This is a genomic window from Lysobacter capsici, from assembly GCF_014779555.2.
Lineage (GTDB): Bacteria > Pseudomonadota > Gammaproteobacteria > Xanthomonadales > Xanthomonadaceae > Lysobacter > Lysobacter capsici.
The window spans coordinates 662,712-688,138 of the sequence record NZ_CP094357.1 but is presented as its reverse complement, the minus strand read 5'-3'; the positions used below and the strand labels follow the sequence as shown (position 1 = coordinate 688,138).

Genomic DNA, 25,427 nt, shown 5'->3' with positions numbered 1-25,427 from the left:
CTCACCGGCCCGGATCGGTCAGCGTCAACACCGACGGCAGAGCGCTGTCGGGATGCGCCCTGAGCAATTGATAGGCGATGCCGCCCAGGCCCGACATCAGGCCGGGCACGAACGTATCGCGCAATACGCCGCAGGTCGGGCCGTGATCCTCCAGGCTGGTCAGGATCGACGCCAACACCTGCTCGCGATCGAGCCCCTGCGGCGCTTCGCCGAGCGCGATCGCGCGGTCGAGCAATTCCCACGCGCCCAGATCGCCATGGCACAGGCCGTGGTTCGCGCCGAACCCCATGCGCCAGGTCGCCGCCGCCGCGCGCCGCAGCAACACACGCGTGGCCGGATCGGCCAACCGCGGATCGAGATCGACATGCGCCAGACCGATGCCGACCGAGCCGTGGCACCAGGCCGCGGTCGACCGCGCATCTTCGAAGTCGCGCAGATCCAGCCAGTTGCCTTCGTCGTGATCGAACAACCCATCCTCGAACGCGAACGCCGCTTGCGCCAGCGTCTGATAACTCGACCGGCCGCAGGCGCGCGCGAGCCGACTCAAGGCCCAGCCGATGCCGGTGGCGCCATGAGCGAAACCGCCCATGCCGTCGGGCCAGCGCGTCTCGGCCCAGCACGCGGTGCCGTCGCGATGCTGCGCGCGTTCGGCCAGCAGATCGCCTAGTTCGCAGGCCATCGTCAGGTAACTCGACTCGCCGCTCGCGGTCGCCAGCGCGAGCAAGGGCGCGATCGCGCCGGCCACGCCATCGATCAGATCGTTGCTGCGCTCGGCGGCCGCGGCGGCTGGAATGCGATCGGCCAGCGCGCGCGCGCGTTGCACGCCCTGACCGCCGTCGCGGCGCCAATGCGCCAGCACGAGATGGGTCCAGATCTGCGAGCCCAGGCCGATGTAAGCGCCGATCGATCGCGGCCGCAGCTTGAGCGCGCGGCTTTCGGCGACGCGGCGTTTTTCTTCGGCCAGATCGAGCGTATGCAACGTCGCGGCCAACAGATCGTCGACGCCGTCGACCGGATCGGCGCGACCGGCCTGGGTCTCGCGCGCATACGCCGCCGCCAGCAGGGCGATACCGCAGATACCGCCGTACAGATCCTGTTCGATCGGTTGGATCGACGACCCGGTCGGAGTGACGCTCGGCGCGATCCAGGCGACGCTGCCGTCGCGGCCGCGAATCGCCGCGTCCAGCAAGCGGCGCATGATCGCCGCCGCCTGCGTGCGCCTGCGCGAATCGATATCGCCGTCGCGGACCTGTTGCGGCCGCAGCGACCGCTCGCTCGGCACCCAGCCATCGTTGAGGTAAGCGCTGACCAGCGCGGCCTGGATGATGCCGCGTTCCAGCGGCAGATCGGAGCTGCGCCATTGCTGCAGCGTGTGCTCGACCAGATCGCAAGGCGCAAGCCAGAACGTGTCGTGTGGACCGACCAGACGACCGTCGCGCGCGAGCGTGCTGAAGAACGGCACGTCGCCGTCGAGCAGATCGTCGATCTCGGCCTCGATCACCGCCGGATCGGCCGGCGCGATCGAGCTGTTGCGCGCCATCTTCGCCAGCACGTCGTGGGCGCGCCGACGCGCGGCGGCATCGTCGTGCAGCGAGACCGGATGCCACAGCATGCGGCCGATCTCGGCGTAGACCTCGGTCGCGCGCGTGACCACGCGCACTTCGCAATCGGCGAAGCGCTGCAGCCGTTGCCGCAACGCGCCGCTGTCGTCGAGCCGTTGCAGATGCGCGGTCACGCCGTCGAAGGCATCGAGCACGTCGGGCCAGAACCGCGCCAGCGCCGGTTGCGCGCAGGGATGGTTCTGGGCCACGCCGGCCTCGAACATCGCCATGCCGATATGCGCCTGGTCGGTGCCGGCTTCGAGAATATGCGGCAGCGGCATCATCGGCTGCTGCCCCGGCAGCATGCCGATGCCGGAGTTGTCGACCCCGCGCCAGCCCAGCCCCTGACCGCGCCCAGGCAGCAGGCCGATGGTCAGCACGCTGCGGCCGAGCAGGCCCGCGGCCTGATCGTAGGCCTCGCCGAAACCCGACGGATGCGGCGCGATGCGCGGCGTGAACAAGGTCTCGCAATCCACCACCACCGGGCTCGGCCCGGCGGCGATCAGGTTTTCGGCATGCAGATCGCTGCCGCCGAGCGCGCGCATGATCGCCAGCCAATGGCCGATGCCGCGGTAGAACGCGGCGAGTTCGACCTCGTCGGCGGCGTAACGGTGGGCGACGAATTCGGCCCAGCCGTGCTCGCCGCCGTCGACGACGCGCGGCACGCGGATGCTCGATTCGATACCGGCGTCGGCGCCGAGCTCGGCGACGAACGCGTGCAGGGCATCGTCGATCGCGACCGAGCGCGGCTTGTACACCAGCCGGCCGCCGTCGCAACGCAGCAGCGCCACCGACAGCCCGCCGCGATGGCTGTCGCCGGCGCCGAAACTCAGTTGCCGCAGCTCACCCGGCGCGGCGCCGCACAACGACGTCAACAGGGATTTGTCGGCGATCCAATGACGGGCGAAATCCAGCGACGCCGCGCAGCGGTTCGCGACGATCCGCTCGATGCGCAACGGCAGCGAAGGATAGTGCGGCGCGAGTTCGTCCCAGAACGATTGCTGCGAGGACAGCTCGCGGAACTGCACCCAGCGCTGCGCGGCATCGATGCCATCGAGGCGGCCGGTGACGCGCGCGGCGTTGAGTTCGAGCACCAGCACGCGGGCGAGCTTGCCGTGCAGGAAGGCGAGCAGCGATTCGCGGGTCGCGGCGAGCACGGCCTCGGATTCGCCCGCGCCCAGACCGTCAACCGCGGCAAGCTCGGCACGCAGCGCATCGAGCGCCGGTTCGACCAGGCAATGCAGCGAGGCTTGAAAATTTTCCTCGATCGCGGCGACGGTCACGCGCGATCGGCCGACAAGACGAGTGGCGGGAAACGCGACGGCGGAACCGGGCTCACGTCATCGCGGCGGCGACGCCCGCCGCGCGCATGCTGCATTGCATCCATGGCATCGCCCTTGCGGCCGTAGCGAATCGGTAAGAAGTAGAGTCGGTGTTGAAACCCGAGGATGCGAACCGGCGCGCAAGCGCGTCCGATAAACCAGGCCGCCGGCGCCGCTTGCGAGAGTCGGCGGACGGCCTGGAACCCATCGGGTGTCGCGTGGATCAGGCGCAGCAGTTAATGCGCATCGAACCGGTACAAAGCGAACACCCGGTGATGGCCGGAGCCACTTCACCGATGATGTCCGACTCTACGTACTCGCCCCCGATGAACAGAGGACCCGCCGGGTTGTTGCTTTCAGCATCGGTGCGCCACTGGGCGACCAGGGCCGCGCCTTCGGAAACATCGCTCATCACCTACTCCTTGGTTGCGTCGACTGCGGTTGAAGTGCAGGAAAGACGTCTCGCGTCCATGCGTTGTGCAGCGACTCCAGGCACGGAACGCGAGCGCACACGCTAGATGCACGGTTGAGCGGTGTCAATCGGGATCGCGTGCGATATCGGCGCGCGCGATCGCAAGTCAGCGTTTTTTCGCGCGGGTCGAAACGGATCGTCGAAAGCCAAACGCGCACGACCCCGGACTGGACTCCCGCGATGGGTTGCGACCGGTCAATTAAAAGTGACCGCATCGACGCTTTTCCACGAAAAATATCGCGAATGAAACACGGTGACGGCGTCGACATGGCCATGGCCGTTCTGCTGCGATGCACAAGCGGCTACCGGACCTCGTCGCACGTCGTCGCATCGATGCGACGCTCAAGCGTCAACACCGACTCGCGAGAATTGGCTCATCGGCTCGTGCGCCGACATTGCGTGCACCGGCTTCGATGGCATCGAGCCGCCGTCTGCCGACGGGAAGGTATCGACAGGCAGGTCGGTCTTCCCGTTTCGCCCAACCGAATCGGCCGACTCGCTCATCGCCACCATCGTCAGCCAAAATCGCCACCGCTACAATTCGCGCATGAATCCGCAGCCCGACACCGAGTCGCATCCTTCGTTCGCGACGCGCGGCGATGCGGGCGAAGTATTCCGGATCTTCCTTCGCCTGGGCCTGACCTCCTTCGGCGGGCCGATCGCGCACCTGGGCTACTTCCGCGAGGAGTTCGTCGCGCGCCGCGGCTGGTTCAGCGATGCGTCCTTCGCGCAGTTGCTGTCGCTATGCCAGTTTCTACCGGGGCCGGCCAGCAGCCAGATGGGCGCGGCCATCGGCCTGTTCCGCGCTGGATGGTGGGGCGCGGCGGCGGCGTTCGTCGCCTTCACCGCGCCGTCGATGCTGTTGATGTTCTGCCTCGCCGTGTTCGCGCCGCATGTGTTCGGCCATGCCGCGGGCGCGGTGTTGGTGCACGGACTCAAGCTCGTGGCCGTGGTCGTGGTCGCGCATGGCCTGATCGGCATGGCGCGCACCCTGACGCCCGATCTGCGGCGCGTGGCGATCGCGGCCGGTGCGTGCGCGCTGGTGCTTGTGGCCGGCGGCGCCGGCTGGCAATTGCTGGCGATCGCGGCCGGCGGCGCGCTCGGCGCGTGGCTGTGTCCGGCCGTCGCCACCGGCGCGGTCGCGACCTTTCCGGTTCCGTATGCGCGCCGCACCGCGGCGATCTGCGCGCTGCTGTTTTTGGCCGGACTGGCCGGCTCGTTGCTGCTGCCGGCCGGGCCACCCTCGCTGGGCGGGCTGGCGAGCGCGTTCTATCGATCCGGCGCGTTGGTGTTCGGCGGCGGACACGTCGTATTGCCCTTGCTCGAAAGCGAGTTGGTCGCCAGCGGATGGATGAGCGCCGATACGTTTCTGACCGGTTACGGCGCCGCGCAGGCGATGCCCGGGCCGATGTTTTCATTGGCCGCTTACCTGGGCGCCAGCGTCGATGCGGGCGCGGCGCCGCTGGCAAGCGCCACGCTCGCGCTGCTTTGCGTTTTTCTACCGGGCTTCCTGTTGCTGTTCGCGACGCTTCCGGTATGGGCCACGGTAGCGCGGCGTCCCCTTGCCGGCCGCGCGCTGGCCGGCGTCAACGCCTCCGTGGTCGGCCTGCTCGCCGCCGCGTTCTACGATCCGGTCTGGCGCGAGGGCGTGAACAGTCCGGTCGACATGGTCATCGTGGCGATCGGGTTGGGCATGCTGATGGTTTTCCGGTTGCCGGCGCTGTGGGTCGTGGCCTGGTGCGTGGGGTCCGCATCGGCCTGGGCATGGCTGGGCGGCGCGTTCCAATGAGATCCGATGCGACCGCAGTCCGAGACGGCAGGCTGGAACCGATTGCGGCGTCATCGTCCCGGCTCACACCGGATTATTCGGGCTTCGCGCCGCAATCCTTGGCAGCGCGCCGGCCAGCGGGCACCCTGGTTCGATGAAACCTCTGGACGCGGGCGCCGATCGCATCGAGACATGGGCACGGCTGTGGGTGCCGGCGCTGGTCGCCGCACTCGCCCTGGCCAGCATCGAGCTGGCGGCGATGTTCGACGAGCCGCCGGGACGGTCGTGGACCGCGCTGGGCCTGTACCTGATCAATATCTACGTCATCGCCGAAGCCATCCGCGCCATTTCGCGCTACCTCGACCGGCGTGTGTCGTGGAAGAACGCGGGCGCGTTGCGGGTCGTGGCGCAGCTCGGTTTATCGGTGGCGTTCGCCTGCGTCTACCTGTTGCTGATCTATGTGCCGCTCAAGCTCTATGAGATTTCCCAGGGCGCCGACGACGTGCTCGCATGGCCGCATATCGCCTTCACCCTGCTGCTGGCGCTGATCTTCGGCACGGCCCTCGCCGCGTTTCAACTGCTGTTCGATTTTTTCCGGCAGTGGCGGGCCGCTCAGGCCGAGGCCGAACAACAGCGTCTGGCCGTCACCCGGGCCGAACTCGATGCGCTCAAGGCCCAGATCAATCCGCACTTCCTGTTCAACAGCTTCAACACGGTGTACGGACTGATCGAACACGATCCCGAGCGGGCGCGCTCGGTTCTGCTCGATCTGTCGGACATCTTCCGCTACGTGCTGCTGCACAATCACCTCGATCTGGTGCCGCTGCCGCAGGAACTTGCGTTTCTCGAGGCCTACCTGAAGATACTGCGGGCCAGGCACGGCGAAGGCCTGCAGGTGCGAGTGAGCGGTTGCGACGATGTCACCGCCCGCGCGATCGCGCCGATGACCCTGCAACTGCTGCTGGAAAACGTGGTCTGCCATAACGACATCGAATCCGGACCAGGCCTGCACGTGGACATCCACTGCGAGAACGACGCACTGACCGTCAGCAACCCGATACGCGCGCGCCGCGGCGACACGCGCGGCACCGGTTCCGGTCTGAGCCATATCCAGGCGCGCTATCGCCTGCTGTGCGAGCGCGAGATCCGGATCGAACGCAGCGCCGACATGTTCCGCGTCACCGTGCCATTGCTGCCATGCGCGCCCTGATCGTCGAGGACGAGGCCGTCGCGGCCCGGACATTGCTGGATCTGCTCAGGCAGACCGCGCCGGAATTGCAAGTCGAGCCGCCGCTGGGCTCGGTCGCGGCCTGCATCGAGCGATTGTCGCGGCAGCCGCTGCCCGACCTGATGTTCATGGACGTGCATCTGTCCGATGGCCTGTGCTTCGACATCCTCGATGCGATCCCGGCCAGCATTCCGATCATCTTCACCACCGCCTACGATCAGTTCGCGTTGAAGGCCTTCGACGCGTTCGGCATCGACTACCTGTTGAAACCCCTGCGGCCCGAACGCCTGGCGCTCGCGCTGTCGAAGTGGCGACAGCTGACCATGGCCGGTACAAGCCCGGCCCCTCGTCCTGTCGATCTGGCGCAGGCTTATTTCGGCCCGGGCCAACGCTGTCGCGAACGTTTCCTGGTCGCCACCGGGCAGGTGCTGACCTCGGTTCCGGTGGGCGACATCGCCTATTTCCACAAGGACCTGATGGTCCGGCTGGTGACCCGCGAGGCGCGCGGCCATGTCATGTCGCAAAGCCTCGACGAGCTGATGCCGATGCTCGACCCCTCGCGCTTCTTTCGCGCCAACCGCCAGACCATCGTCCAGATCGATGCCATCGCGCGTGTGCATCGCGGCTTCAAGGGCAAACTGGAGCTGGAATTGATCGCCGGTTGCCAGCTCGAGATCGTGGTCAGCCAGGAACGCGCCGCCGCCTTGCGCGATTGGCTGGGGGCCTGAAGCCCAGCCGCTAGTAGTTAGACGCCGCGTGGCCGTTGGCCACCAGCACCACCGCGTCGTAGTTGTAGATCAAACGGTTGATCGGATTTCCGGGCGGCATGCGCGGCCCATCGGCTCGCAGCGAGGCCAGATCGATCACCACCGCGTCGTCCGACGGCGCAACCGCGAGCAGCGCTTCGATGCCGAGGGTCTTCAACTCCTCCTTGGCATCGTAGGCGGCGCGTTCGTCCGTGCTGTCCGCGGAGAACGGGAAGTGGCGATTCACCTCGCCTCCGTTCATCAGCACCAGCACATGAAAGCTGCGCCCGCCGTTCGACTCGGCCAGCTCCGAGGCCAGATTGCCGATGTCGAATTGCTGGGTCGGAGTCAGCCCGCGCGCGGCGTGGTACGCGCCCAGTTTGAACAAGGCCCGCGGCCGCTCCTGTTTCGCCCGCGCCGCCTGATAGTTGCGCATGAACAACGATTTCATCATCACCGAGCGGGCGCGATTGGACGCATACGCGCCGGTGTTCTGCGAACGATAGATCTCCGAACTCGCGGCCATCGCATCGATCAGGGCCACCGCCTCCGGATCGCGATCGGCGTTGAAGATGCCGCGCAGGCGGCTGAGGTCCTCGGCCGTCCAGTTGACCAGCGCGATCGAGCCCGGGTCGTGCTTAGCCACCATCGCGTTCCAGGCCTCATCGGCCTCGCGACGGAACACCGACAGCTGTTTGCGTTGCGGCTCGCTCGTGGTCAGTTGCTGCAAACGGTCCAGGTGCAGTTGCGAGGACAGCAGGAACTCCTGGTCGATGCCCCACAGCGACGGCGCCGCGGGATCGCAGGCGGCGAACGAGGCCGCCAGCGCGCCGTCCTCCTTGAAGTTCACGAACGGCGAGAAGAACGGAAAGGTCTGGTTGAGCCGCGCCAGTCCATCCTTGCGCTCGCACAGCGACGCTTCGACCCGGCGGGCCGCGTAGTAGCCGATTTCCAGGACCAGGTGATCCAAGCGCCGGTCACCCAGCGAGGCCTGCAAGCCTTGGGCGAACCGCGGCGTGTCGGCGAAACCATGGTCTTCGCCGATCAGGACGAACTGCGAGGCCGCGGCCTGCTCAAGCAGGAACCCGGCGCCCGCGCCCGACAGCCCGCTCGACGCGATCCGCAGCGGCATGGCGCGCGCCTTGACCGCATCGACGAAGGTTTTCTCGGTCTTCTCGGTCGCCTCGGTCGCTTGGGCACGGACATCGGCACTCCCTAATGCGATCGCCAGGGTCGCGCCGAGCAGCATCAGCAAAGACTTCATGCACTTCTTCTCTCGTGGGTTGAAGTCTGAAGTGTGGACCAGCCGGCCTGGGTTGCGAGCACAATCGTCGCCAGACGGGACAAGTTCGGTTCGAAGCCGCGGATCGCGCCGGCGAAGCAGGACCGGCGCCGATGTCGCTACCGCTTCATTCGCGGCGCTTGCGCGGCTTGTCGCGGGTACGTTTGCCGTTGGCCGCGGCCTGGGAGGTGTCGTCCGGCGCCAGCACGCCGTCGTCGCTCATCCGCTCCAGCCAGGTCAGGGCATCGACGTAGGCCATGAAGTGCTGCAGATACCCCGGCGACAATTCGCGCATCAGGGTCAGCGAACGATGCACGAGCGCGCCGGAATTGAGCGGGCCGGCATCGGTGGGCACCTGTTCCAGCGACACCCGGGTCTGGTTTTCGACGCGAACGGCCGACCAGAGTTGCCTGAAATCGTCCAGCGCCGCGAGTTCCGGAAATGCGGCGCGCGGCGGCGCCTCGTCCGTCGCCATCTGATCGCGCAACGCCGCCTGCTCGGCGATGTAGCCGATCAGTCCGCTCATCGCATCGCTCGTGGGCGCAACCGCGGCGGCATCGTCGGCGCGCGCCGCAAGGGAAGGTGCGGCGGCTTCCAGATCGGCGGCATAGGCCGCGATCAGTTCGGCCAGACGCGCGTCGAGAAGACGCCGCACTTCGCCGTCGTGGCTTGCGGCGCGTCGCTCCAGCGCATCGAGTCGATGAAAACGAACGCGGCTCATGCGGTCGGCGCCTTGTTCGCGCCACGCATCGAGTACCGTCCGCGCATTGACCTGGTTATTGCGCACGGTGCGTCACTTGGCCTTGGGCGGTTTCGGAATCGGCGCTATTTCCACCCGCCGGTTCCTGGCCCGCCCTGCTTCGTCGGCGTTGGAACTCACCGGCTGCTCCGCGCCGAACGCGGCGGCGAACACCGACGAAGCCGGCACGCCTTCGGCGATCAGGGTGCGGGTCACGGTCAACGCACGCCGCGCCGACAGTTCCCAGTTGTCGGCGAACTGGCCGTTGCCCTCGCGCACCTGACGGTCGTCGGTGAAGCCGCTGATCATCAGGATTTCGTTGCGGGTCTTGAGATAACCCGACAGCGGGCCGGCCAGACTCTTCAACAGCTCGCGGCCTTCCGGCTGCAGATGCTCGGAGTTGAACGCGAACAGCACGCTGCCGCGAATACCGATGCGACCGTCGACCAGGGTCACCCGTCCGGCCGCCAGCGGCACCGCCAGCGCCTGTTCCAGGGAACTGCGGCGTTGCGCTTCCAGCCGGCGCTGCTTGACCTCTTCGTCCAGCCGGTTCGACAACTGCATCTGCACGCCGAGCACGCCCACCAGGATCAGCACGAACACGCCCAGCAGCACCGACATCAGATCGCCGAACGCGGCCCAGACCGGCGCGGTCGATTCGCCGTCGCCGCCGTCGTCATAGATATCCACGCTCATGCCGCCTGCGCTCCGTCGGCGGCGCGCCGATCGGCCAGTTGCTGCATGTCCTCGATGATCTGCTTCTGCGAAAGCATGCTCAGGTCGATGACTTCCCTGGCCTGCGCCACGTAGTACGCCAGTTGTTCGTCGCTGCGCGCGAGCGACTTGTCCAACGCGGTTTCGATGCCCTGCAGGCGGATCACCAGCGCTTGGTTGGATTCGCCGAACTGCTGCACCGCCGCGCCGAACGCATCGCCCAGGCTCGCCACGTCGACCGCGCCCGCGGCGACCTGGGCGGCGACCACGCCGAGCTTGCCGGTTTCCGCGCCGACATGATCGATGAAGCGGGTGCCGACGCGATCGAGCAGATCCGCCGAGGTGGCGACCAGCGCATCGACCGCGACCCGCTGCTCGGTGGATGCGTGATTGACCGCATCGAGCAGGGTTTCCAGCGTCGCCAGCAGACGATTGCGCTCGTCGAGCATGGCGGTGTCGCGCGCCATGCTGTCGGACAGTTTCTGGCGCAGCTCGGCGATGACCTCGGCCGCGGCCTTGGGCGCCTGCGACGCGGCATCGACCAGACGCGACATCTCGGCGATGGTCTCCTGCGCCTGCGCCTGGGTCTGCGCGGCGATGTCGCGCGCGGACTGCGCGAGGACGTCGCAGATCTGTTGCTGGCGCTCGACCGCGTGCTCGCCGTTGCGTTCCCAGCGCTGGCCCAGTTCGGCGGCCATCGACGCGAAGGCACCGGTCCACACGGCCAGGCGCTCGCTGTCGCGCGATTCCAGTTCGGCCTGCAGGTTTCCGTGCGACTCGCGCATCGCCTGCAGCAGCGAGCTGGCGTGCTGTTCGAACGTCGCCGCCGCCGCGATCAAGGCTTGCTGATTGCGCGTCGCCACTTCGTCGTTGGCGCTGGTCTGCCGCGACAAGGCCTCGTTCCATGCATCCGCCGCGGCGAGCTGAGCTTGCTGGTTGCGCGCGGCCATGTCCTCGTTGGCGCTGAGCTGACGCGACAGCGACTCGTTCCACGCTTCCGCCGCCGCGACCAGCGCCTGCTGGTTGCGCGTGGCCATGTCGTCGTTGGCGCTCAGTTGCCGCGACAGCGACTCGTTCCACGCTTCCGCCGCCGTCACCAGCGCCTGCTGGTTGCGCGTGGCCATCTCGTCGTTGGCGCTGAGTTGCCGCGACAGGGTCTCGTTCCATGCCTGCGTCGTTGCGACCAGCGCTTGCTGATTACGCGCGGCCACGTCCTCGTTGGCGCTCAACTGGCGCGACAACGCCTTGTCCCATGCGTCCGCCGCATGCTCGGCGGTGGCTTCGAAGCGCGCGGAGACGGTATCCAGCAAGCCGGCGGCGCCTCGATCGAAACGGTCGGTAAAACGCTCCAGCGCGCTGCCCAGGTTCTGGACCAAGCCCTCGTTGGACTGGCGCTGATCGACCAGCGCCTGACTCCAGATGCCCGCCACGGTGGTGGTGCTGGCGGCGAAACCCGCCGACAGCCCATCCATCTGCCGCTGCACGGACTGGGTGACGGCCTCGTGCAACGAGGCGGTCTCGCGCGCGATCGCCGCCATCGTGGTTTCCACGATCGGCTGCAGCGCCGCGCTGGTGACGCGCGCGCTCTCGCCGATGCTCGCCTTCAACGATGCCTCGACCGACGACGCCAATCGGCTGTAGGCCGCGTCGGTGCGCTCGTGGAAGGCATCCTGACGCAGCGTCAGCTGTTCGTGCGCGACCTGACTGTGCTGCTCGATCGCCGCGGTCATCGCCTGCAGCCGCTCGACCAGGGTCGGCATCACCTCGACTTGCTGTTGCAGCAGCTTGAATGCTTCCTCGCGGCGATAGGTTTGCGAATGCGTGCGCAGCGTGGTCGCGATGGCGACATCCAGCCGCTGCGCCGCCAGCGCCCGCTCGCGCCGGCACAGCGCGGACAGCAGACCGAGCATCGCCGATGCGGCGACGCCGGCGATCGACGTGCCGAACGCGAAACCCAACCCCGCGACCGGCGCGGCGATGGACTCGCGGATGGCCTGCAGGTCGGTGGCGCTTTCCAGCGCCATCCCGGTTCCGCGCAGCGTGGTCATCATGCCCAGCAAGGTGCCGAGCATGCCCAGCAACACCAGCAGACCGACCAGATACGGCGTCAGCGACGGCGCCGGCAAGGCCACGCGCTCGCCTTCGATGCGCAGGCGCGCCGCATTGCGCAACGAAGGATGCAGGCGACCAAGCCAGTCGCCGAGATTCGACGGCGGCTGCGACAGGTCGGCGACGGCCTGCTGCAGCGTCGCGGTGGCCTGACGGTAGCGATACAGCTCGAACCCGCCGGCCAGATAACACGCGGCGATCAGCGCCACCACCGACAAGGCCAGCGGATTGGCGGCCACATAGCCCGCGCCGACCCAGCACACGGTGATCAAACCGGCGGCGAAGACCGCGGGATAAAGCAGATTTCTGAGCATGTTAGTTCTTTGCATGAGTGCGAAGGGCGGCAAGCAGGCCCTGCGCCGGTTGTAGGCGAACGTCCAGTTCGGCGAGCAAAACGTTCTGCATGTCCTTGCGAAATGCCTCCAGCCACGCGGTGGACGCGGCCGGCGGCGCATCGTCCGCGGCATCGTCCGCGGCCGTCAGCGCGGCCTGACGCAGGCGCTCGAAGTGTTCGCTCAGCAGGGTCGGCGCGGCCGACAGCAAGGCCCGCTCGCGCCGGCTCAAGGCCCGCTCCATGACCGCATCCACGGCGGCGAGCCGGACCATGCCGGGCTCGCCGTGGGTCAGCATCGCGCGCAGGCGCTCGCGCAGGCGGCCGACGCCGGCCTCCATGGTCTGTTGCAGGGCGAGATAGCGCTGACGATAGAACGGGAAATCCAGCGTTTCGTCCGCATCGGCGGCGTTGGCCGGCCCCGGCCCACGCGGCGTCGCCGCGGCGAATGCGCGGTCGGCGACGATCGCGCTCGTCAGCGCCGCGCGCACGCGCGCGCACTCGTCGTCGTCGGCGCTGCGCAGGATCCGATCGTCGAGCAGCGCCGCGGGCGGCCTGCCATCGAGCGCCGTGGACAGCGCCACGGCGTGGGTCCAATCGACCCACTGGCTCAGCTGATCCGACAACGATCGCGCGGGCGGTGGTACGTCGGCGGCGGTCAGGCGAGCGAGCGTGCGGATGAACGTCGGGCCGCGAACCGTAGCCCGTCGAGGTGCTTGCATCATTACTACTGGCTAAAAGATCGCCATTTTACACGCGAATGGACGCGGCCTGCCGATCGATGCGCAGGCGAACGCGTCGGCGCGCCGTCATTCGCGGCGTTCGCGGCCGATTTAGCGAATTCATGCGCGCGTGGAGGGCGTTCCCTGGTTGTTCATAAATCAGTCGGCCACGGCTGGCCCGCATAATCCGCACCCTGGTTTTTCCGGGGTTTTCGGCCATTGTCGCCGGCGCGAGCCCTGCCATCCTCGCCGGCCGAGCCACAACGCGACGCCGAGGGATCGCTCCCTCGGCGTCGCTGCTACCGGCCGCAACCGTCATCGACGGCCGGCCATTGCCTGCCTCACTTCGCCGAGCCGCCCTCGCGCTGCGCGGCCTTCGCGGCCTCCTTCGCGTTGGCTTCCTGGGTGCGCGCATAGGTCTGCGCGAAGCCGCGCTCGCCGGTGATCATCACGTCGAACACGCAGTTCTGGCGGGTCCGCTCGTCCTTGACGATCCGGCATTCCTGCACCGCGACTTCAAGCGGCAGCGGCTTGACCGGTTCGGCGCCCGGCAGATTGCACGGCGGGCTTTCCATCGGCCAGTCCTTGTTGGTGAAGGTCTCGGTCGAGGTGCCCGGGGCGTAATCGAACAAGGTCGAGCTGTGGCTCACCCGCCACGCGTCGCCGAACTTCTTGTACAGATCGATATAGCGATCGTGCAGCGCGGCCGGCCGCAGCCCCAGCGCCGAGCCGTCGGGCAGCGGCGGCAACCAGCTCTTCGACGCCAACGGCGCGCCGATGCCGCCGACCAGATTGCTGCCCGGCTGCGCGCCGTTCGCGCCGTCGGCCAGCTTGGGGGTAACGCCGATGTTGAGATACCACTTGGATTGCGACGACCACCAGCCCGGCGTCACTTGCAGGTGATACTTGTCGGGATAGGTGATCTTGATGCCGCCCGGCGCGGCGGTCGGATTGATGCTGCCGCCGTTGCCCAGGTTAATGCCGCCCGAACCGAGCGTGGTCAAGCGGCCGTCGATGCGCAGTTCCAGTCCCTTCGGATCGGGCACGCCGTTGAGGTTCGGCTGATAGGTCACGCGGTACTTGCCCACGCGCGTGGCGACCGCGCTGTTGAGGCTCACGCAAGTGGCCAGACCGCTGTACGGATCGGCGCCCGGCGTGAACGAGGTGGCGATCGGCGTCTGCCGCGCCTGGATTTCAACGCCGCTCGGATCGCGCAGGATGGTGTACTCGCCGGCACCCTGGAAATCGTAGCGGGTGCCGTCGAGCGTGGTCACGTGCGGGTCGCCGTCGACACCGATGATGCCGGTGTTGGTCGGATCGAGCCAATCCTTGAGCCGGGTGGCGGCGGTACCGCCGCCGTTCCAGCTCACGCTGAGCTTGCCGTACCAGTCCGACGTGGTCGGCGCGGTGCACGAGGCATAGCCGCCATGCAGTTGGCCGACGCAACGCTTGGTCGACGCGCTCCACAGGCACGAGCCGGACGAACCGCCTTCGGTGGTGCCGTCTTCCCACGCGTCGACCCGCCAATGGTTCGCCGTGGCGTTGACGGTGTTGGACAGATAGGCGGTGGAAGTGACCGCATTGGTGTTGAACGAGATCGCCTTCTCGTCGCCGGAAGGATGATGGATGCCGACCGTAGAAGCGGGCGCCGCGCCGCTCGCGTCCCAACCCGAATAGAACACGTTGGAGCTCGGGGCCGGTTCTTCCTCCAGTTCCACCAGCAGGAAATCGCTGGGTGCATAGGCCGCGCGGAAGATCGCGCCGCTCTGGTTGTCGGCGAGGCTGCCGCCGCCGAGCGCGCCGCAGGTGGGCGACTGGAAGTTCCAGTAGAACACCAGGGTGTCGTCGTTGGCCGCGCTCACGCCGCAGTGATTGGCGCTGAGGAAATACGGGGTGAAGTCGAACGAGGTGTTGTTGACCAACTGGCCGCTGCACAGCGAGGTTCCGCTGATGCTGTAACGCGCGACCGAGCGGATCTCGTTGGCCCAGGGCGCACCCACCGGACAGACCACATCGTTGTTGCAGGCGCCGGACTTGTCGAGGTTGTTGTCGGCGAAATCGCGATAGCCCTGATTGACCTGGCCGATGGTCAGCGCGGGCTGCGCCGCGCCGGTCGGCACAAACAGCTCCACCACGATCTCGTCGCCCTGGATGATCGGCGTCCACAAGCGGCCTTGATGGCTGCGGTTATACGAAAGGTACGGCCCTTCCACTTGCTTGCCGGCCGGATCGTAGATCCACAGCTTCGCGCCTTCGGGCATATCGAAGTGGGTGATGCCGAGGTTATGGCTGACCGCGCCCGGCGACTGGATGCGCAGGCGCCACAGCCGGCCGTCGCTCACTTTCTGCCAGCTGCCCGCATTGTTCAGATCGAACGCCACGCCGGCATCGACCGCGAAGCGGATCGGTTGCGGCCCTTGCGCGACTTTTCCGCGCGCGCGGTCCTCGGCCAACAAGCGTTGCGAGTCGACCGCCGTCAGCGTCTTGCGCTGCACCGCGCTCAGCGATTTGTCCTGCAGCGAAAAACTTCTGGGCGTTTCACTCATCCTGGCCACCGCCGCTTGCAGCGGCAGGCAGGCCAGCACGGTCGCAATGGCCAGACGGCGCAGCCATCGCCTGCCGTCGGGTACGTCTTTGAGCCATGTGGTTCTCATAGCACTCTCCTTGACTGAGTCGGATTTCCTTGGTGCAGGCCTGGGTGAAGTCGCAACTTCGTTGTGGCGTGGATCACGCCTTGCGCATGCCGGCGCGGCGCATGCGGGGCATCGGCGGTCGTCGTGCGAGCCGGCCTGCGCGGCTTGCTGATTCGCTCAATGAGAAGACCAATGAACTCGCCCCGTTCTGGTCAACGCCCCGCACCCCGGTCAACGGACAGGCGAGGTCGCATCGCTTTGTTAATTCAATACGCAGTTCACCTTCCGAAGTGCTGCGCGCCTCCTCGCGTCGGTGCGTGGCACGGCCAGCACGACAGCGCACGCACCACACGCCACAGTGGCCACGGCCTCGCGCGGGCGACAAGGGCGATCCGGGGCGGATACAGGGCGTTGCCGGGAAGGTTTCGAAGCAAACTGTGACGCCCCGCGCGTCCGGGCCACCGCGGCGGTAAGCTCTCGCCCATGCGCCTGCTCGTACTCGAAGACCAGACCGATTTGCGCGAGGCCGTCGCCGGGCGGTTGCGCGCGCATGGGCATGCCGTTGACGCGGTCGCCGATCTGGCGACGGCCGAATCCTTCGTGCTGTCGTATGCCTACGATGCCTTCGTGCTCGATCGCACCTTGCCCGATGGCGACGCGCTCGCCTCGCTGCGGCAATGGCGCCAGCGCGGCATCGCCACGCCGCCGTTGTTCCTGACCGCGCGCGACGCGGTCGAGGATCGCATCGACGGTTTCGCCGGCGGCGCCGACGATTATCTGATCAAGCCGTTCTCGATGGACGAACTGATGGCCCGGATCGTCGCGATCGGGCGCCGCGGCGGCGCGATCCGGCCCAGCGTGTTGCGCGTGTCCGATCTGGAAGTCGACCTGGGCCGTCGCGAAGTCCGCCGCGGCGGCATCGCGCTGCCGCTGCGGCCGAAGGAATTCGCCCTGCTGCAACTGCTGGCCGAGCGCGCCGGACAAGTCGTCGCACGCGGCGACATCATCGCCAGTTGCTGGGGCGAAGGTCAGGAACCGGCATCGAACGCCGAGGAAGTGCTGATCGCCGCGTTGCGCCGAAAACTCGGCGCCCCGCCGTTGCTGCACACGGTGCGCGGCGCGGGCTATCGACTGGACGGACGCGATGACGCGACGGCGTGAACAGGTCCTGCGCCGGCTGCATCTGCGCCTGACCGCGGTGTGGACGGCGGCGTGGTTGCTGTGCGTGGTCGTGCTGTGCTCGGTCGCCATCGCCACGCATGCGCGGCTGGCGCAACTCGACCTCGCCTCCAGCGCGCGGCTGCGCGCGACGGCGGTGTACGGCTTGACGTGGTTCGACGGCGACGGCCGTTTTCACGACGAAGTGCTGCGCAAGGAACCCGACGTGATCGACAGCGGCAGCGATGTCTGGGTGATCGGCAAGGGCCCGCCGCCGCAGGTGTTGTTGCAGCCGCAACGTCCGCGCTTCGATCTGGCCGAGCCGTTCGCGCTGGCCGAGGCCGTGATCGCCGGCGGACGCGACATCGCGAACGAAGGCCACGATCGCCGCGGCCGTGCTTACCTGCTGCAGGCCAAGGTGACTTACGACGACCGCGACCGAGCCATCGCCGCGATCCTGGTGCTGGCCGATCCCGGCGCGCGCGACGCCGCTCATGCGGCCTTCGTTCGCTGGACCTTGGCGATCGCCGCGGCCCTGGCCGCGTTCGGCATCCTCGTCGGCCACGTGCTGTCGCGCCGCTCGCTGCGGCCGGCGATCGCGTCGTTCGAACAACAGGAACGTTTCATCGCCGCGGCAGCGCACGAGCTGCGCACGCCGGTCGCGCGCTTGCAGGCCTTGTGCGAATCGGCGCAGGACGGGCGCGAGTCGCCGGTGCAGGTGCTGGCCAAGGTCGAGCGAGTGACGACCCAGACCGCCGGCCTGGTCGATCAATTGCTGCTGTTGGCGCGGCTGGATGCGGCCGACGCGCCGGTCCACAAGGAACCCGTGCGTCTGGATCTGCTGGTCGAAGCGATCCTGCCGGACGACCGGCCCATCGCCTTCCACGCCGCCGAGTCGGTGGTGAACGCGGACCTGCGACTGGCGCAGACCGCCGTACGCAATCTGATCGACAACGCCTTGCTGCACGCGGCGCCCGACACAGGCGACGAGCCGATCAGCGTGACCGTCAGCGGCCGCAAGGTGATCGTCGAGGATCGCGGTCCCGGGTTTCCCGAGTCGCTGTTGCAACGCATCCGCGAACCCTTCGTGACCGGCCCGGCCAGCCGCGGCAGCGGACTCGGCCTGTCGATCGTCCAGCACATCGCGCAGTTGCACGGCGGCGAGCTGCGTCTGGAAAACCGCGCCGGCGGCGGCGCGCGGGTGGAATTGAGCCTGTGATGGCGCGGGCGTCGTAGCGGCCGCCGTCGACTGATTCTTTTCGGTCGCCGGTTGTCGACAGGCCGATATCAGCTCGATGTCAGGTTCGCTGGCTAAGGTGCGCGTCCAGGCCCACCCCACCCGACAGGTTTCCCCCATGCACACCTCCACCCCTCCCCGCGCCGGCTGGCGTCCGCTGGTCGCCGGCGTCCTGTGCGCCCTCGCCCTGAGCGCCGCCGCACCCGGCGCGGCCCATGCGCAGACCGGCTACATGCCCGACGAAACCGCGCGCCACGAAGGCACCTGGCTGCAATGGCCGCACGCCTACACCTATGGCCGCGCCTATCGCGACCGGCTCGATCCGACCTGGGTGGCGATGACCCGCGCCCTGGTCGCCAGCGAGAACGTGCACCTCATCGTCTACGACGCCAACGAGCAGACCCGCGTGCGCGCCCTGCTCAGCGCCGCCGGTGTCGCGCTGACCAAGGTGAGTTTTCTGATCCGTCCGACCGACGATGTGTGGGTGCGCGACAACGGCCCGTTGTTCGTCTACGACCGCAACGATCAGCTCACGATCACCGACTGGGGTTTCAACGGCTGGGGCCTCGATGCGCCCTATCGCAAGGACGACGTCGTGCCCGCCGCCGTCGCCGGCCGTCTCGGCCTGCCGCGCGTGGACGTCAACGATGTGGTGCTCGAAGGCGGCGCGATCGAAGTCGACGGTCGCGGCGTGCTGATGGCCACGCGCAGCTCCACGCGAGAGCCGAACCGCAACGCCGAGCTCAGCGAAGCCGAACTCGAAGCGGTTCTGTCCGAGCAACTGGGCGTGTCCAAGTTCATCTGGCTCGACGGCGCGCCCGGCGGCAAGGACGACATCACCGACATGCACATCGACGGCTTCGCCCGCTTCGGCACGCCGGACACCGTGGTCACCATGAGCCGCGCCGACCTGCGCCAATGGGGCCTGTCGTCGGCCGACATCGATCGCCTGTACCGCGCGAGCGATATCGACGGCGCCACCTACCGCATCGTGCAGCTGCCGCTGACCGCGCGCGACGTGGTGACCGCGTATGGCTACGAACTGGGCTACAAAGGCTCGTACGTGAATTACTACGTCGGCAACACTGTCGTACTGATGCCCGAGTACAAGGATCCCAACGACGCGGTCGCCAAATCGATCCTGCAAGGCCTCTACCCGGGCCGCAGCGTGATCGGCATCGACGTGCGCAATCTGTATCGCAACGGCGGCATGGTGCATTGCGTGACCCAGCAGCAGCCCGCGGCGCTGTGAACGCCGCGTCCGCACTGGAGTGATCGGCCTTGCCGGCGCCGTTTAAGCGGCAATCCGGTTGATCACCGCTTCGATACGGTGGCCGTCCGGGTCGACGAGGAACGCAGCGTAGTAGGCATCTCCATAATCGGGACGAAGCCCCGGCGCGCCGTTGTCGCGGCCGCCGGCGGCCAGACCGTTGCGGTGAAACGCATCGACGCTCGCGCGGGACGGCGCGGAAAACGCGAGATGGAACCCGTCTCCCGGAGCCGCCGCATCAACACAAAGATTCAGCAACAAGATGTCTTGACCATCCACGAGGCCGTAACCGATCGAGGCCTCGCCGTCGAACACCCGGCGGTAACCCAAGGCGCCCAGGGTGCCGTCGTAGAACGCGCCGGCCGCTCGCAGATCGCGGACGCCAATAGAGATGTGGTGAAGCATGTCGGCGCCTGGGGTCGATGTGGGTTTGGAGCATAGCCGAGAAGCGGTTGTGGATAGCGCGTCGCTGTTGCGCTTGATGGGCTGGCGAGGGATCGGCGATTGGCGCGACTTCATGCATGCATCCTCGTGACTGCGGCGCGGCTCCCTCACCCCGGCCCTCTCCCGCCAGCGGGAGAGGGAGCGTTATGCAGCGGTTTTGATGGCGCTGCTTGACTGGCCCATCGCTTATGCGACGCATGACGCTGACGAAACGAGACGCCGGCGCGCGAACTAATCCGAAGGATGCATTGAAGCAAGCGCCACCCGACTCCCACGATGAAGCCATCAAGGACCGAGGCACGCCGTCACCGCGCGGCATCGCCGGCATGGCCGCGCCCACCCCTCAACCTGCTTCGGGAGCCACATTGATGAGCATCACACGCCGCACCTTCCTGCTCGGCAGCGCCGCCGCGGCCGCGACCGGCGCCGTCAACGCATCGGCGCTCGCCCGCGCGGCGACGCAGACGCACGGCGTCCATCGCATCTCCGCGGCCAGCGGTCCCGGCGATGTCGTCGGCAAAGTGTCCGTCGGTTATCAGGGCTGGTACGCCGCGCCCGGCGACGGCGCGCCCATCAACGGCTGGTGGCATTGGTCGAAGGACTGGGGCCGTCCACCGGATCCCACCTATAACGCGATCAAGTCCTGGCCCGACATGCGCGAATACGCGCGCGGCTATCCGACCAATTTCGCGCCGTTGCGCAATGGCCAACCCGCCACATTGTTTTCGAGTTACGACCAGGACACGGTCGACGTCCACTTCCGCTGGATGCAGCAGCACGGCATCGACACCGCCGCGCTGCAACGCTTCAACCCCGTCTCGGGCGAAGGCCCGACCCGCGACGCCATGGCCGCGAAGGTGCGTCAGGCCGCCGAACGCTACCAGCGCAAGTTCTACATCATGTACGACGTCAGCGGCTGGACGCAGATGCGCACGCAGATGAAGGAGGACTGGAGCAACAAGATGTCGGCGCTGGCCGCATCGCCGGCGTACGCGCGTCAGAACGGAAAACCGGTGGTGTGCATCTGGGGCTTCGGCTTCGACGATGACAGCCGCCCCTTCCATGCGGCCGAATGCGCGGAGGTGGTGGCATGGTTCAAGCGCCAGGGCTGCTACGTGATTGGCGGCGTGCCCACGCGCTGGCGCACCGGCGAGTCGGTACGTCCGGATTTTTTGCCGGTGTTCGATCAGTTCGACATGATCTCGCCGTGGATGATCGGCGTGATCGGGAAAATCCCCGACGCCGATGCGTTCTGGCTGTCGGCCAACATCGCCGACAAGGACTACTGCGACGCGCGCGGCATCGACTACCAGCCCTGCGTGCTTCCCGGCGATCTCGCCGAGCACCAACGCGCGCACGGCAATTTCATGTGGCGGCAGTTCTACAACCTGGCCAGGCTCGGCGTCGCCGGTTTCTACATCTCGATGTTCGACGAATACAACGAAGGCAACCAGATCGCGAAAACCGCCGAGACCTTGAACGACGCTCCGGCCAACTTCAACTTCGCCGCGCTCGATGAAGACGGCACTCCCTGCGCATCGGACTACTACCTGCGCCTGACCGGCGACGGTGGCCGCATGCTCAAGGGCGCGCTCGCTCTCACTCCCGTACGACCGACCGCGCCGGTCAGCGGAAGCAGCGTGGGCCTGGCCACTGTTCTGAGCCTGCGTTCGCGCGTGAACAACCGCTACGTGGTCGCGGAAAGCAACGGCGCCGAACCCCTGATCGCGAACCGCGACGCGCTGGGGCCATGGGAGCGCTTCGACATGGTCGATGCGGGCGGCGGCGACATCGCGCTGCTGTCGCACACCAATGCCAAGTTCGTGACGGTGGATGCGACGCGGCAGAACGCATTGATCGCCAGCCGCGACAGCGTCGGCGCGCGCGAACGCTTCCTGGTCGAGATCCTGCCCGGCGGTGCGATCGCGCTGCGGGCGCGGGCCAACGATCGGTATGTGACCGCGACGAACGAGGCAAAGGGGCCGTTGATTCCTACTGCGACGCAGGTGGGCGGGTGGGAGGTGTTCGATTTGGTGATTTCCTGAGCGGGTGGAGCAAGTCCCCCGGCGCAGCCGTATCAACCTGAAGCAAGCAACGCAGGCGCCAGCCCCCTTTTTTAAAGGGGGCAATGTTCCGTTCGTTTCTGCCATTGCTGTTGTTGCTGTTGTTGCTGTTGCTGTTGTTGTTGCTGTTGCTGCTGCTGCTGTCGCAGTCATCGTGGCTGTCCCTATCGCCATTGCCGCTGCCATTTCTCCTTTTTGAAACTGCCGTTGCTGTTCCCCCCTTTGGAAAAGGGGGGGAGGGGGGATTCGCTTTTAGCCCCAAATCGCAACGCCCCAACCACCACCTCACCCACAGCCACCGAAACCACGGCGCAACCCAACACCGCCCGCCTTCCCACACCCCCGCCAGAAACCCGATTCGGCATCCTTCCACGCCCAAACCGCCACTAAACTACCCAGGCAACGGGCGAGCCAATCGCCGCATCGTCAACAAAGCGGCACCGCATTCGCCCCCCGCAACACACCCGCCACCCGCGCGAGGACTCCCCCTTGATCTACGACGTCGTGATCGCCGGTGCCGGCCCCGTCGGCTTGTTCCTCGCCTGCGAGCTTCGCCTCGCCGGCCTGTCGGTCCTGGCGCTGGAACAGGCTCAAGACCCCCACTCACCGTTGAAGCGACTCCCGTTCGGCATGCGCGGCCTGTCGGCGCCGACCATCGAAGCGTGTTATCGCCGCGGCTTGCTCGACGACATCGCGATGCCGCCGTCGGCAAAAGACGATGCGCGCAACGCTTCCGGCGGCGCGCATTGGATGCAGCAGGCGCGGCGGCCGGGCGGCCACTTCGCCGGCATCCAGTTCTTCCTCGACAACATCGACACCTCCAAGTGGCCGTATCGCCTGCCGGGCCCAGCCGGCACCAATATGGCGATCACCATGGAGCACCTCGAAACCGTCCTGGCCGCTCGCGCCGAAGCCATGGGCGTCGAGATCCGGCGCGGCCTGGGCGTCGACGGCATCGAAGCGTCGGACGACGAAGTGACCGTTCGCGCCGGCGATGAGACGTTTCGCGCACGCTGGCTGGTCGGTTGCGACGGCGGGCGCAGCACGGTGCGCAAGTTGGCCGGCATTGCGTTCGTCGGCACCGATCCGGAATTCACCGGCTATTCGGTTCAAGTGGCGTTGGCCGACGCGGACAAACTGCGCCCGGGCCGCCATTACACCGCGACCGGCATGTACACCTATCAGCCGCCCGGCATCATCGCGATGGTCGATTTCGATGGCGGCGCGTATCACCGGACCCAGCCGATCACGCTGGAACACGTGCAGGCGGTAGTGCGCCGGGTCTCCGGTATCGACGTCGAGGTAACCGCGCTGCAACTCGCCACGACCTGGACCGATCGCACCTATCAGGCGACGGCGTATCGCAACGGACGGGTGCTGCTCGCCGGCGACGCCGCGCACATCCATTCGCCCCTGGGCGGCCAGGGGCTCAACCTCGGTCTCGACGATGCGATGAACCTGGGATGGAAGCTCGCCGCGACGATTCGCGGCGACGCGCCGGCCGACCTGCTCGACAGCTATTTCAGCGAACGCCATCCGGTGGGCGCGCAGGTTCTCGACTGGTCGCGCGCCCAAGTCGCGCTGATGCGGCCCAGCCCGAGTACGCGCGCGCTTGAGGCCATCGTCCGTGACCTCATCGACACGGGCGACGGCGCCACCTATTTCGCCGAACGCGTGTGGGGCGTCGGCCTTCGCTACGATCTGGGCGACAGCCATCCGCTGGTGGGGCGCAGCGCTCCCGACTTCGAGCTGACCGATGGAACCCGGCTCGGCGAACTGCTGCGCAACGGCAAGGGCCTGCTGCTGGACTTCGACGCCGATGCGCGGTTGCACGCGCTCGCACAGCGCTGGAGCGAGCGCATCGCGTATGTCGCCAGCGACGCCAAGGACCGGCTCGGTGTGAGCGCCGTACTCGTGCGCCCGGATGGCTTCGTCGCCTGGGCGGGCGAGCGCGCGGCCGATCATGAGCAGGCCGCGCAGGCCGCGGCCCGATGGTTCGGCGAACCCGCACGCTGACGTTCGGTTCCGATTCGCGACGGTTTTCGATCCGAATGCGGATCGGATCGCCTGCGCTCAGTCGCCGATGCCCCGAGGCAGCGCCAATCCCGATGAGCCCGCGACCACCTTGCGCACGCTGGAGACGGCGGCGGAAGCAAGCGAACGATGCACCAGGAACGCCGGCCCGCTGCCGCCGATGTCGGTCAGCGAGGCGTAGGTCAAGCGCGTGCCGGCGCCGGTCGGCGTCATGATCCACTCGCCGCGCGCGCGCAAGGCGATGCAGTCCGGCATCGGCTTGCGGCCGGCATAGTCGAGCGACACGAACGTCACCCGCATCGCGCCGTTGGCCAGCGCGTGCCGCTCGAAGCGCATGGAATAGCAACGATCGCTGGCGACCGAGGTGCTGAGCACATCGGACCACAGCGCCATGTCCGGTCCGCGCTGGATAAAGGTCCGGCTGATGTTCTTGTTCTTCTCGTCGAGATACTTTCCGAGCAGATAGTCGGCGATCGTCTTCGGCGAAGCCTTCAGCGACGTGGTGACACGAAGCTCATCGAAGCGCTCGCCGGGAATCCGCCTCGCCTCCAGCCGGATGCCATCCTTGTCGCTGACCACCCGCCACTGCGTAGCCTGTTCACTCGCGAACACCGGGCACGCCGCCAGCAAGAACACAAGCCAGGTCAAATACCGGACAAACACGGGCGAAACGGCCGAAACCCGGCATGAGACTGGAATGCGGAACGGAGCCATGCTCGTCTCCCGGCGCTTGAGCCGTTCCGCGGATTCGATGCCACGGGCATGACAGGGTCAAGACAGCCGCGCGTCCAACCAGTCAAGGCGCGGGAATCGGGGTTACGCCGCAGGTACGACGAGCGCGTCGCACACCACCGGGACGCAGCCCAGGCCGCATCCCATGGTTCGGCGAATCCGAAATTGCCGCCGGCTCCGGCGCGAAACCGCGGTTCAATCGCGGCCTCGCGCACCACCGTCGCGCGTACCGGATCAGCCGCGCACCGCGGCCTCGATCGTCGCGATATCGATCTTCTGCATCTTCATCATGGCGTCGAACGCGCGCTTGGCCACCTGCTTATCCGGATTTGTGAACGCCTGCGTCAGCACACGTGGGGTGATCTGCCACGACAGCCCCCACTTGTCCTTGCACCAGCCGCACTCGCTTTCCTTGCCGCCGTTGCCGACGATCGCATTCCACAAGCGATCGGTTTCGGCCTGATCGTCGGTCGCGACCTGAAACGAGAACGCCTCGGTGTGCTTGAACATGGGCCCGCCGTTCAAGCCGATGCACGGAATTCCCATCACCGTGAACTCGACCGTCAGCACATCGCCCTGCTTGCCGTCGGGATAATCGCCGGGCGCGCGATGCACCGCGCCCACCGCGCTGTCCGGAAACGTCTGCGCGTAGAACGTCGCGGCCTCCAGGGCGGCGCCGTCGTACCACAGACAAACCGTGTTCTTGCTGATCGCGTTCTTGCTGACCATGACCGTTCTCCTGGTTTCAGGTGGATACGTGCATTCAAGTCGCGCAGCGCGCCGGACCGCATCGACGCCCTGCCTGCCACGAAGCGTATGCAC

At 67.3% G+C, this 25,427-nt stretch carries 20 protein-coding genes; 9 read left to right on the top strand and 11 right to left on the bottom strand.

Annotated features, from left to right (window positions below; translation table 11 throughout):
• Position 1: 1 nt before the first annotated feature.
• Positions 2-2,884, bottom strand: coding sequence for a type 2 lanthipeptide synthetase LanM family protein (locus IEQ11_RS02800; RefSeq protein WP_191821294.1), 2,883 nt, complete (start codon positions 2,882-2,884; stop codon positions 2-4).
• Positions 2,885-3,146: 262 nt separating this feature from the next.
• The gene (locus IEQ11_RS02795; protein ID WP_036102482.1) at positions 3,147-3,335 is read right to left on the bottom strand and encodes a DUF6229 family protein; all 189 of its coding nucleotides are present in this window, start codon (positions 3,333-3,335) and stop codon (positions 3,147-3,149) included.
• Between the two features lie 607 nt (positions 3,336-3,942).
• On the opposite strand from IEQ11_RS02795, the gene chrA reads away from it, so the two are divergent.
• The 3 genes from chrA to IEQ11_RS02780 all read left to right on the top strand — a co-directional run bounded on the left by chrA (position 3,943) and on the right by IEQ11_RS02780 (position 7,119).
• Complete coding sequence (chrA, locus tag IEQ11_RS02790) at positions 3,943-5,184, top strand: chromate efflux transporter (protein WP_191821295.1); 1,242 nt, start codon at positions 3,943-3,945, stop codon at positions 5,182-5,184.
• A 133-nt stretch (positions 5,185-5,317) separates the two neighbouring features.
• Positions 5,318-6,373, top strand: a complete 1,056-nt coding sequence (locus IEQ11_RS02785) for a sensor histidine kinase (RefSeq protein ID WP_191821296.1) — start codon at positions 5,318-5,320, stop codon at positions 6,371-6,373.
• Complete coding sequence (locus tag IEQ11_RS02780; RefSeq protein ID WP_191821297.1) at positions 6,361-7,119, top strand: LytR/AlgR family response regulator transcription factor; 759 nt, start codon at positions 6,361-6,363, stop codon at positions 7,117-7,119. The genes IEQ11_RS02785 and IEQ11_RS02780 overlap by 13 nt, the downstream gene beginning before the upstream one ends.
• Before the next feature lie 10 nt (positions 7,120-7,129).
• On the opposite strand, the gene IEQ11_RS02775 is transcribed toward IEQ11_RS02780, so the two are convergent.
• The 6 genes from IEQ11_RS02775 to IEQ11_RS02750 form a co-directional block, all read right to left on the bottom strand.
• On the bottom strand, positions 7,130-8,401 hold the full coding sequence (locus tag IEQ11_RS02775; protein ID WP_191821298.1) for a hypothetical protein: 1,272 nt from the start codon (positions 8,399-8,401) through the stop codon (positions 7,130-7,132).
• A gap of 145 nt (positions 8,402-8,546) precedes the next feature.
• The gene (locus IEQ11_RS02770; RefSeq protein ID WP_191821299.1) at positions 8,547-9,206 is read right to left on the bottom strand and encodes a DUF2894 domain-containing protein; all 660 of its coding nucleotides are present in this window, start codon (positions 9,204-9,206) and stop codon (positions 8,547-8,549) included.
• A gap of 6 nt (positions 9,207-9,212) precedes the next feature.
• Positions 9,213-9,854 carry an OmpA family protein gene (locus IEQ11_RS02765; RefSeq protein ID WP_096412433.1) on the bottom strand — a complete coding sequence of 214 codons (642 nt, stop codon included), beginning with the start codon at positions 9,852-9,854 and terminating at the stop codon, positions 9,213-9,215.
• On the bottom strand, positions 9,851-12,295 hold the full coding sequence (locus IEQ11_RS02760; protein WP_191821300.1) for a DUF802 domain-containing protein: 2,445 nt from the start codon (positions 12,293-12,295) through the stop codon (positions 9,851-9,853). The genes IEQ11_RS02765 and IEQ11_RS02760 overlap by 4 nt, the downstream gene beginning before the upstream one ends.
• 1 nt (position 12,296) lies before the next feature.
• Positions 12,297-13,037 (bottom strand): DUF3348 domain-containing protein, encoded by a 741-nt coding sequence (locus tag IEQ11_RS02755; RefSeq protein ID WP_191821301.1) that lies wholly within the window; start codon positions 13,035-13,037, stop codon positions 12,297-12,299.
• 338 nt (positions 13,038-13,375) lie between these two features.
• The gene (locus tag IEQ11_RS02750) at positions 13,376-15,688 is read right to left on the bottom strand and encodes a hypothetical protein (RefSeq protein WP_191821302.1); all 2,313 of its coding nucleotides are present in this window, start codon (positions 15,686-15,688) and stop codon (positions 13,376-13,378) included.
• A gap of 462 nt (positions 15,689-16,150) precedes the next feature.
• Between IEQ11_RS02750 and IEQ11_RS02745 the strand changes: the two genes are divergently transcribed.
• The 3 genes from IEQ11_RS02745 to IEQ11_RS02735 all read left to right on the top strand — a co-directional run bounded on the left by IEQ11_RS02745 (position 16,151) and on the right by IEQ11_RS02735 (position 19,314).
• Complete coding sequence (locus tag IEQ11_RS02745; protein ID WP_191821303.1) at positions 16,151-16,828, top strand: winged helix-turn-helix domain-containing protein; 678 nt, start codon at positions 16,151-16,153, stop codon at positions 16,826-16,828.
• A complete protein-coding gene (locus IEQ11_RS02740; RefSeq protein ID WP_191821304.1) occupies positions 16,812-18,044 on the top strand; it encodes a sensor histidine kinase in 1,233 nt (410 codons plus the stop codon). The genes IEQ11_RS02745 and IEQ11_RS02740 overlap by 17 nt, the downstream gene beginning before the upstream one ends.
• Positions 18,045-18,180: 136 nt before the next feature.
• Complete coding sequence (locus IEQ11_RS02735; protein ID WP_228464494.1) at positions 18,181-19,314, top strand: agmatine deiminase family protein; 1,134 nt, start codon at positions 18,181-18,183, stop codon at positions 19,312-19,314.
• Between the two features lie 42 nt (positions 19,315-19,356).
• Here the strand turns inward: IEQ11_RS02735 and IEQ11_RS02730 are convergent, their stop codons facing one another.
• Positions 19,357-19,851, bottom strand: a complete 495-nt coding sequence (locus tag IEQ11_RS02730) for a VOC family protein (protein WP_343226521.1) — start codon at positions 19,849-19,851, stop codon at positions 19,357-19,359.
• Between the two features lie 293 nt (positions 19,852-20,144).
• Between IEQ11_RS02730 and IEQ11_RS02725 the strand changes: the two genes are divergently transcribed.
• The 3 genes from IEQ11_RS02725 (at position 20,145) to IEQ11_RS02715 (ending at position 23,855) form a co-directional block, all read left to right on the top strand.
• Entirely contained in the window at positions 20,145-21,821 is a 1,677-nt protein-coding gene (locus IEQ11_RS02725) for a lectin (RefSeq protein WP_191821305.1), read from the top strand.
• Between the two features lie 4 nt (positions 21,822-21,825).
• Positions 21,826-22,038 (top strand): hypothetical protein, encoded by a 213-nt coding sequence (locus IEQ11_RS02720; protein ID WP_191821306.1) that lies wholly within the window; start codon positions 21,826-21,828, stop codon positions 22,036-22,038.
• Positions 22,039-22,328: 290 nt separating this feature from the next.
• On the top strand, positions 22,329-23,855 hold the full coding sequence (locus tag IEQ11_RS02715) for an FAD-dependent monooxygenase (RefSeq protein ID WP_191821307.1): 1,527 nt from the start codon (positions 22,329-22,331) through the stop codon (positions 23,853-23,855).
• A gap of 57 nt (positions 23,856-23,912) precedes the next feature.
• Here IEQ11_RS02715 and IEQ11_RS02710 read toward each other — a convergent pair whose 3' ends face one another.
• A complete protein-coding gene (locus IEQ11_RS02710) occupies positions 23,913-24,587 on the bottom strand; it encodes an SRPBCC family protein (protein ID WP_191821308.1) in 675 nt (224 codons plus the stop codon).
• 252 nt (positions 24,588-24,839) lie between these two features.
• Positions 24,840-25,334, bottom strand: a complete 495-nt coding sequence (locus IEQ11_RS02705) for a VOC family protein (RefSeq protein ID WP_036102525.1) — start codon at positions 25,332-25,334, stop codon at positions 24,840-24,842.
• Positions 25,335-25,427 lie beyond the last annotated feature (93 nt).

Bases quoted from the DNA above. Each gene is read 5' to 3' on its own strand.
- IEQ11_RS02795 (WP_036102482.1), bottom strand. From the start codon at position 3,335: ATGAGCGATGTTTCCGAAGGCGCGGCCCTGGTCGCCCAGTGGCGCACC.
- chrA (WP_191821295.1), top strand. From the start codon at position 3,943: ATGAATCCGCAGCCCGACACCGAGTCGCATCCTTCGTTCGCGACGCGC.
- IEQ11_RS02785 (WP_191821296.1), top strand. From the start codon at position 5,318: ATGAAACCTCTGGACGCGGGCGCCGATCGCATCGAGACATGGGCACGG.
- IEQ11_RS02780 (WP_191821297.1), top strand. From the start codon at position 6,361: ATGCGCGCCCTGATCGTCGAGGACGAGGCCGTCGCGGCCCGGACATTG.
- IEQ11_RS02775 (WP_191821298.1), bottom strand. From the start codon at position 8,401: ATGAAGTCTTTGCTGATGCTGCTCGGCGCGACCCTGGCGATCGCATTA.
- IEQ11_RS02765 (WP_096412433.1), bottom strand. From the start codon at position 9,854: ATGAGCGTGGATATCTATGACGACGGCGGCGACGGCGAATCGACCGCG.
- IEQ11_RS02760 (WP_191821300.1), bottom strand. From the start codon at position 12,295: ATGCTCAGAAATCTGCTTTATCCCGCGGTCTTCGCCGCCGGTTTGATC.
- IEQ11_RS02755 (WP_191821301.1), bottom strand. From the start codon at position 13,037: ATGATGCAAGCACCTCGACGGGCTACGGTTCGCGGCCCGACGTTCATC.
- IEQ11_RS02750 (WP_191821302.1), bottom strand. From the start codon at position 15,688: ATGAGAACCACATGGCTCAAAGACGTACCCGACGGCAGGCGATGGCTG.
- IEQ11_RS02745 (WP_191821303.1), top strand. From the start codon at position 16,151: ATGCGCCTGCTCGTACTCGAAGACCAGACCGATTTGCGCGAGGCCGTC.
- IEQ11_RS02740 (WP_191821304.1), top strand. From the start codon at position 16,812: ATGACGCGACGGCGTGAACAGGTCCTGCGCCGGCTGCATCTGCGCCTG.
- IEQ11_RS02735 (WP_228464494.1), top strand. From the start codon at position 18,181: ATGCACACCTCCACCCCTCCCCGCGCCGGCTGGCGTCCGCTGGTCGCC.
- IEQ11_RS02730 (WP_343226521.1), bottom strand. From the start codon at position 19,851: ATGAAGTCGCGCCAATCGCCGATCCCTCGCCAGCCCATCAAGCGCAAC.
- IEQ11_RS02725 (WP_191821305.1), top strand. From the start codon at position 20,145: ATGAGCATCACACGCCGCACCTTCCTGCTCGGCAGCGCCGCCGCGGCC.
- IEQ11_RS02710 (WP_191821308.1), bottom strand. From the start codon at position 24,587: ATGGCTCCGTTCCGCATTCCAGTCTCATGCCGGGTTTCGGCCGTTTCG.
- IEQ11_RS02705 (WP_036102525.1), bottom strand. From the start codon at position 25,334: ATGGTCAGCAAGAACGCGATCAGCAAGAACACGGTTTGTCTGTGGTAC.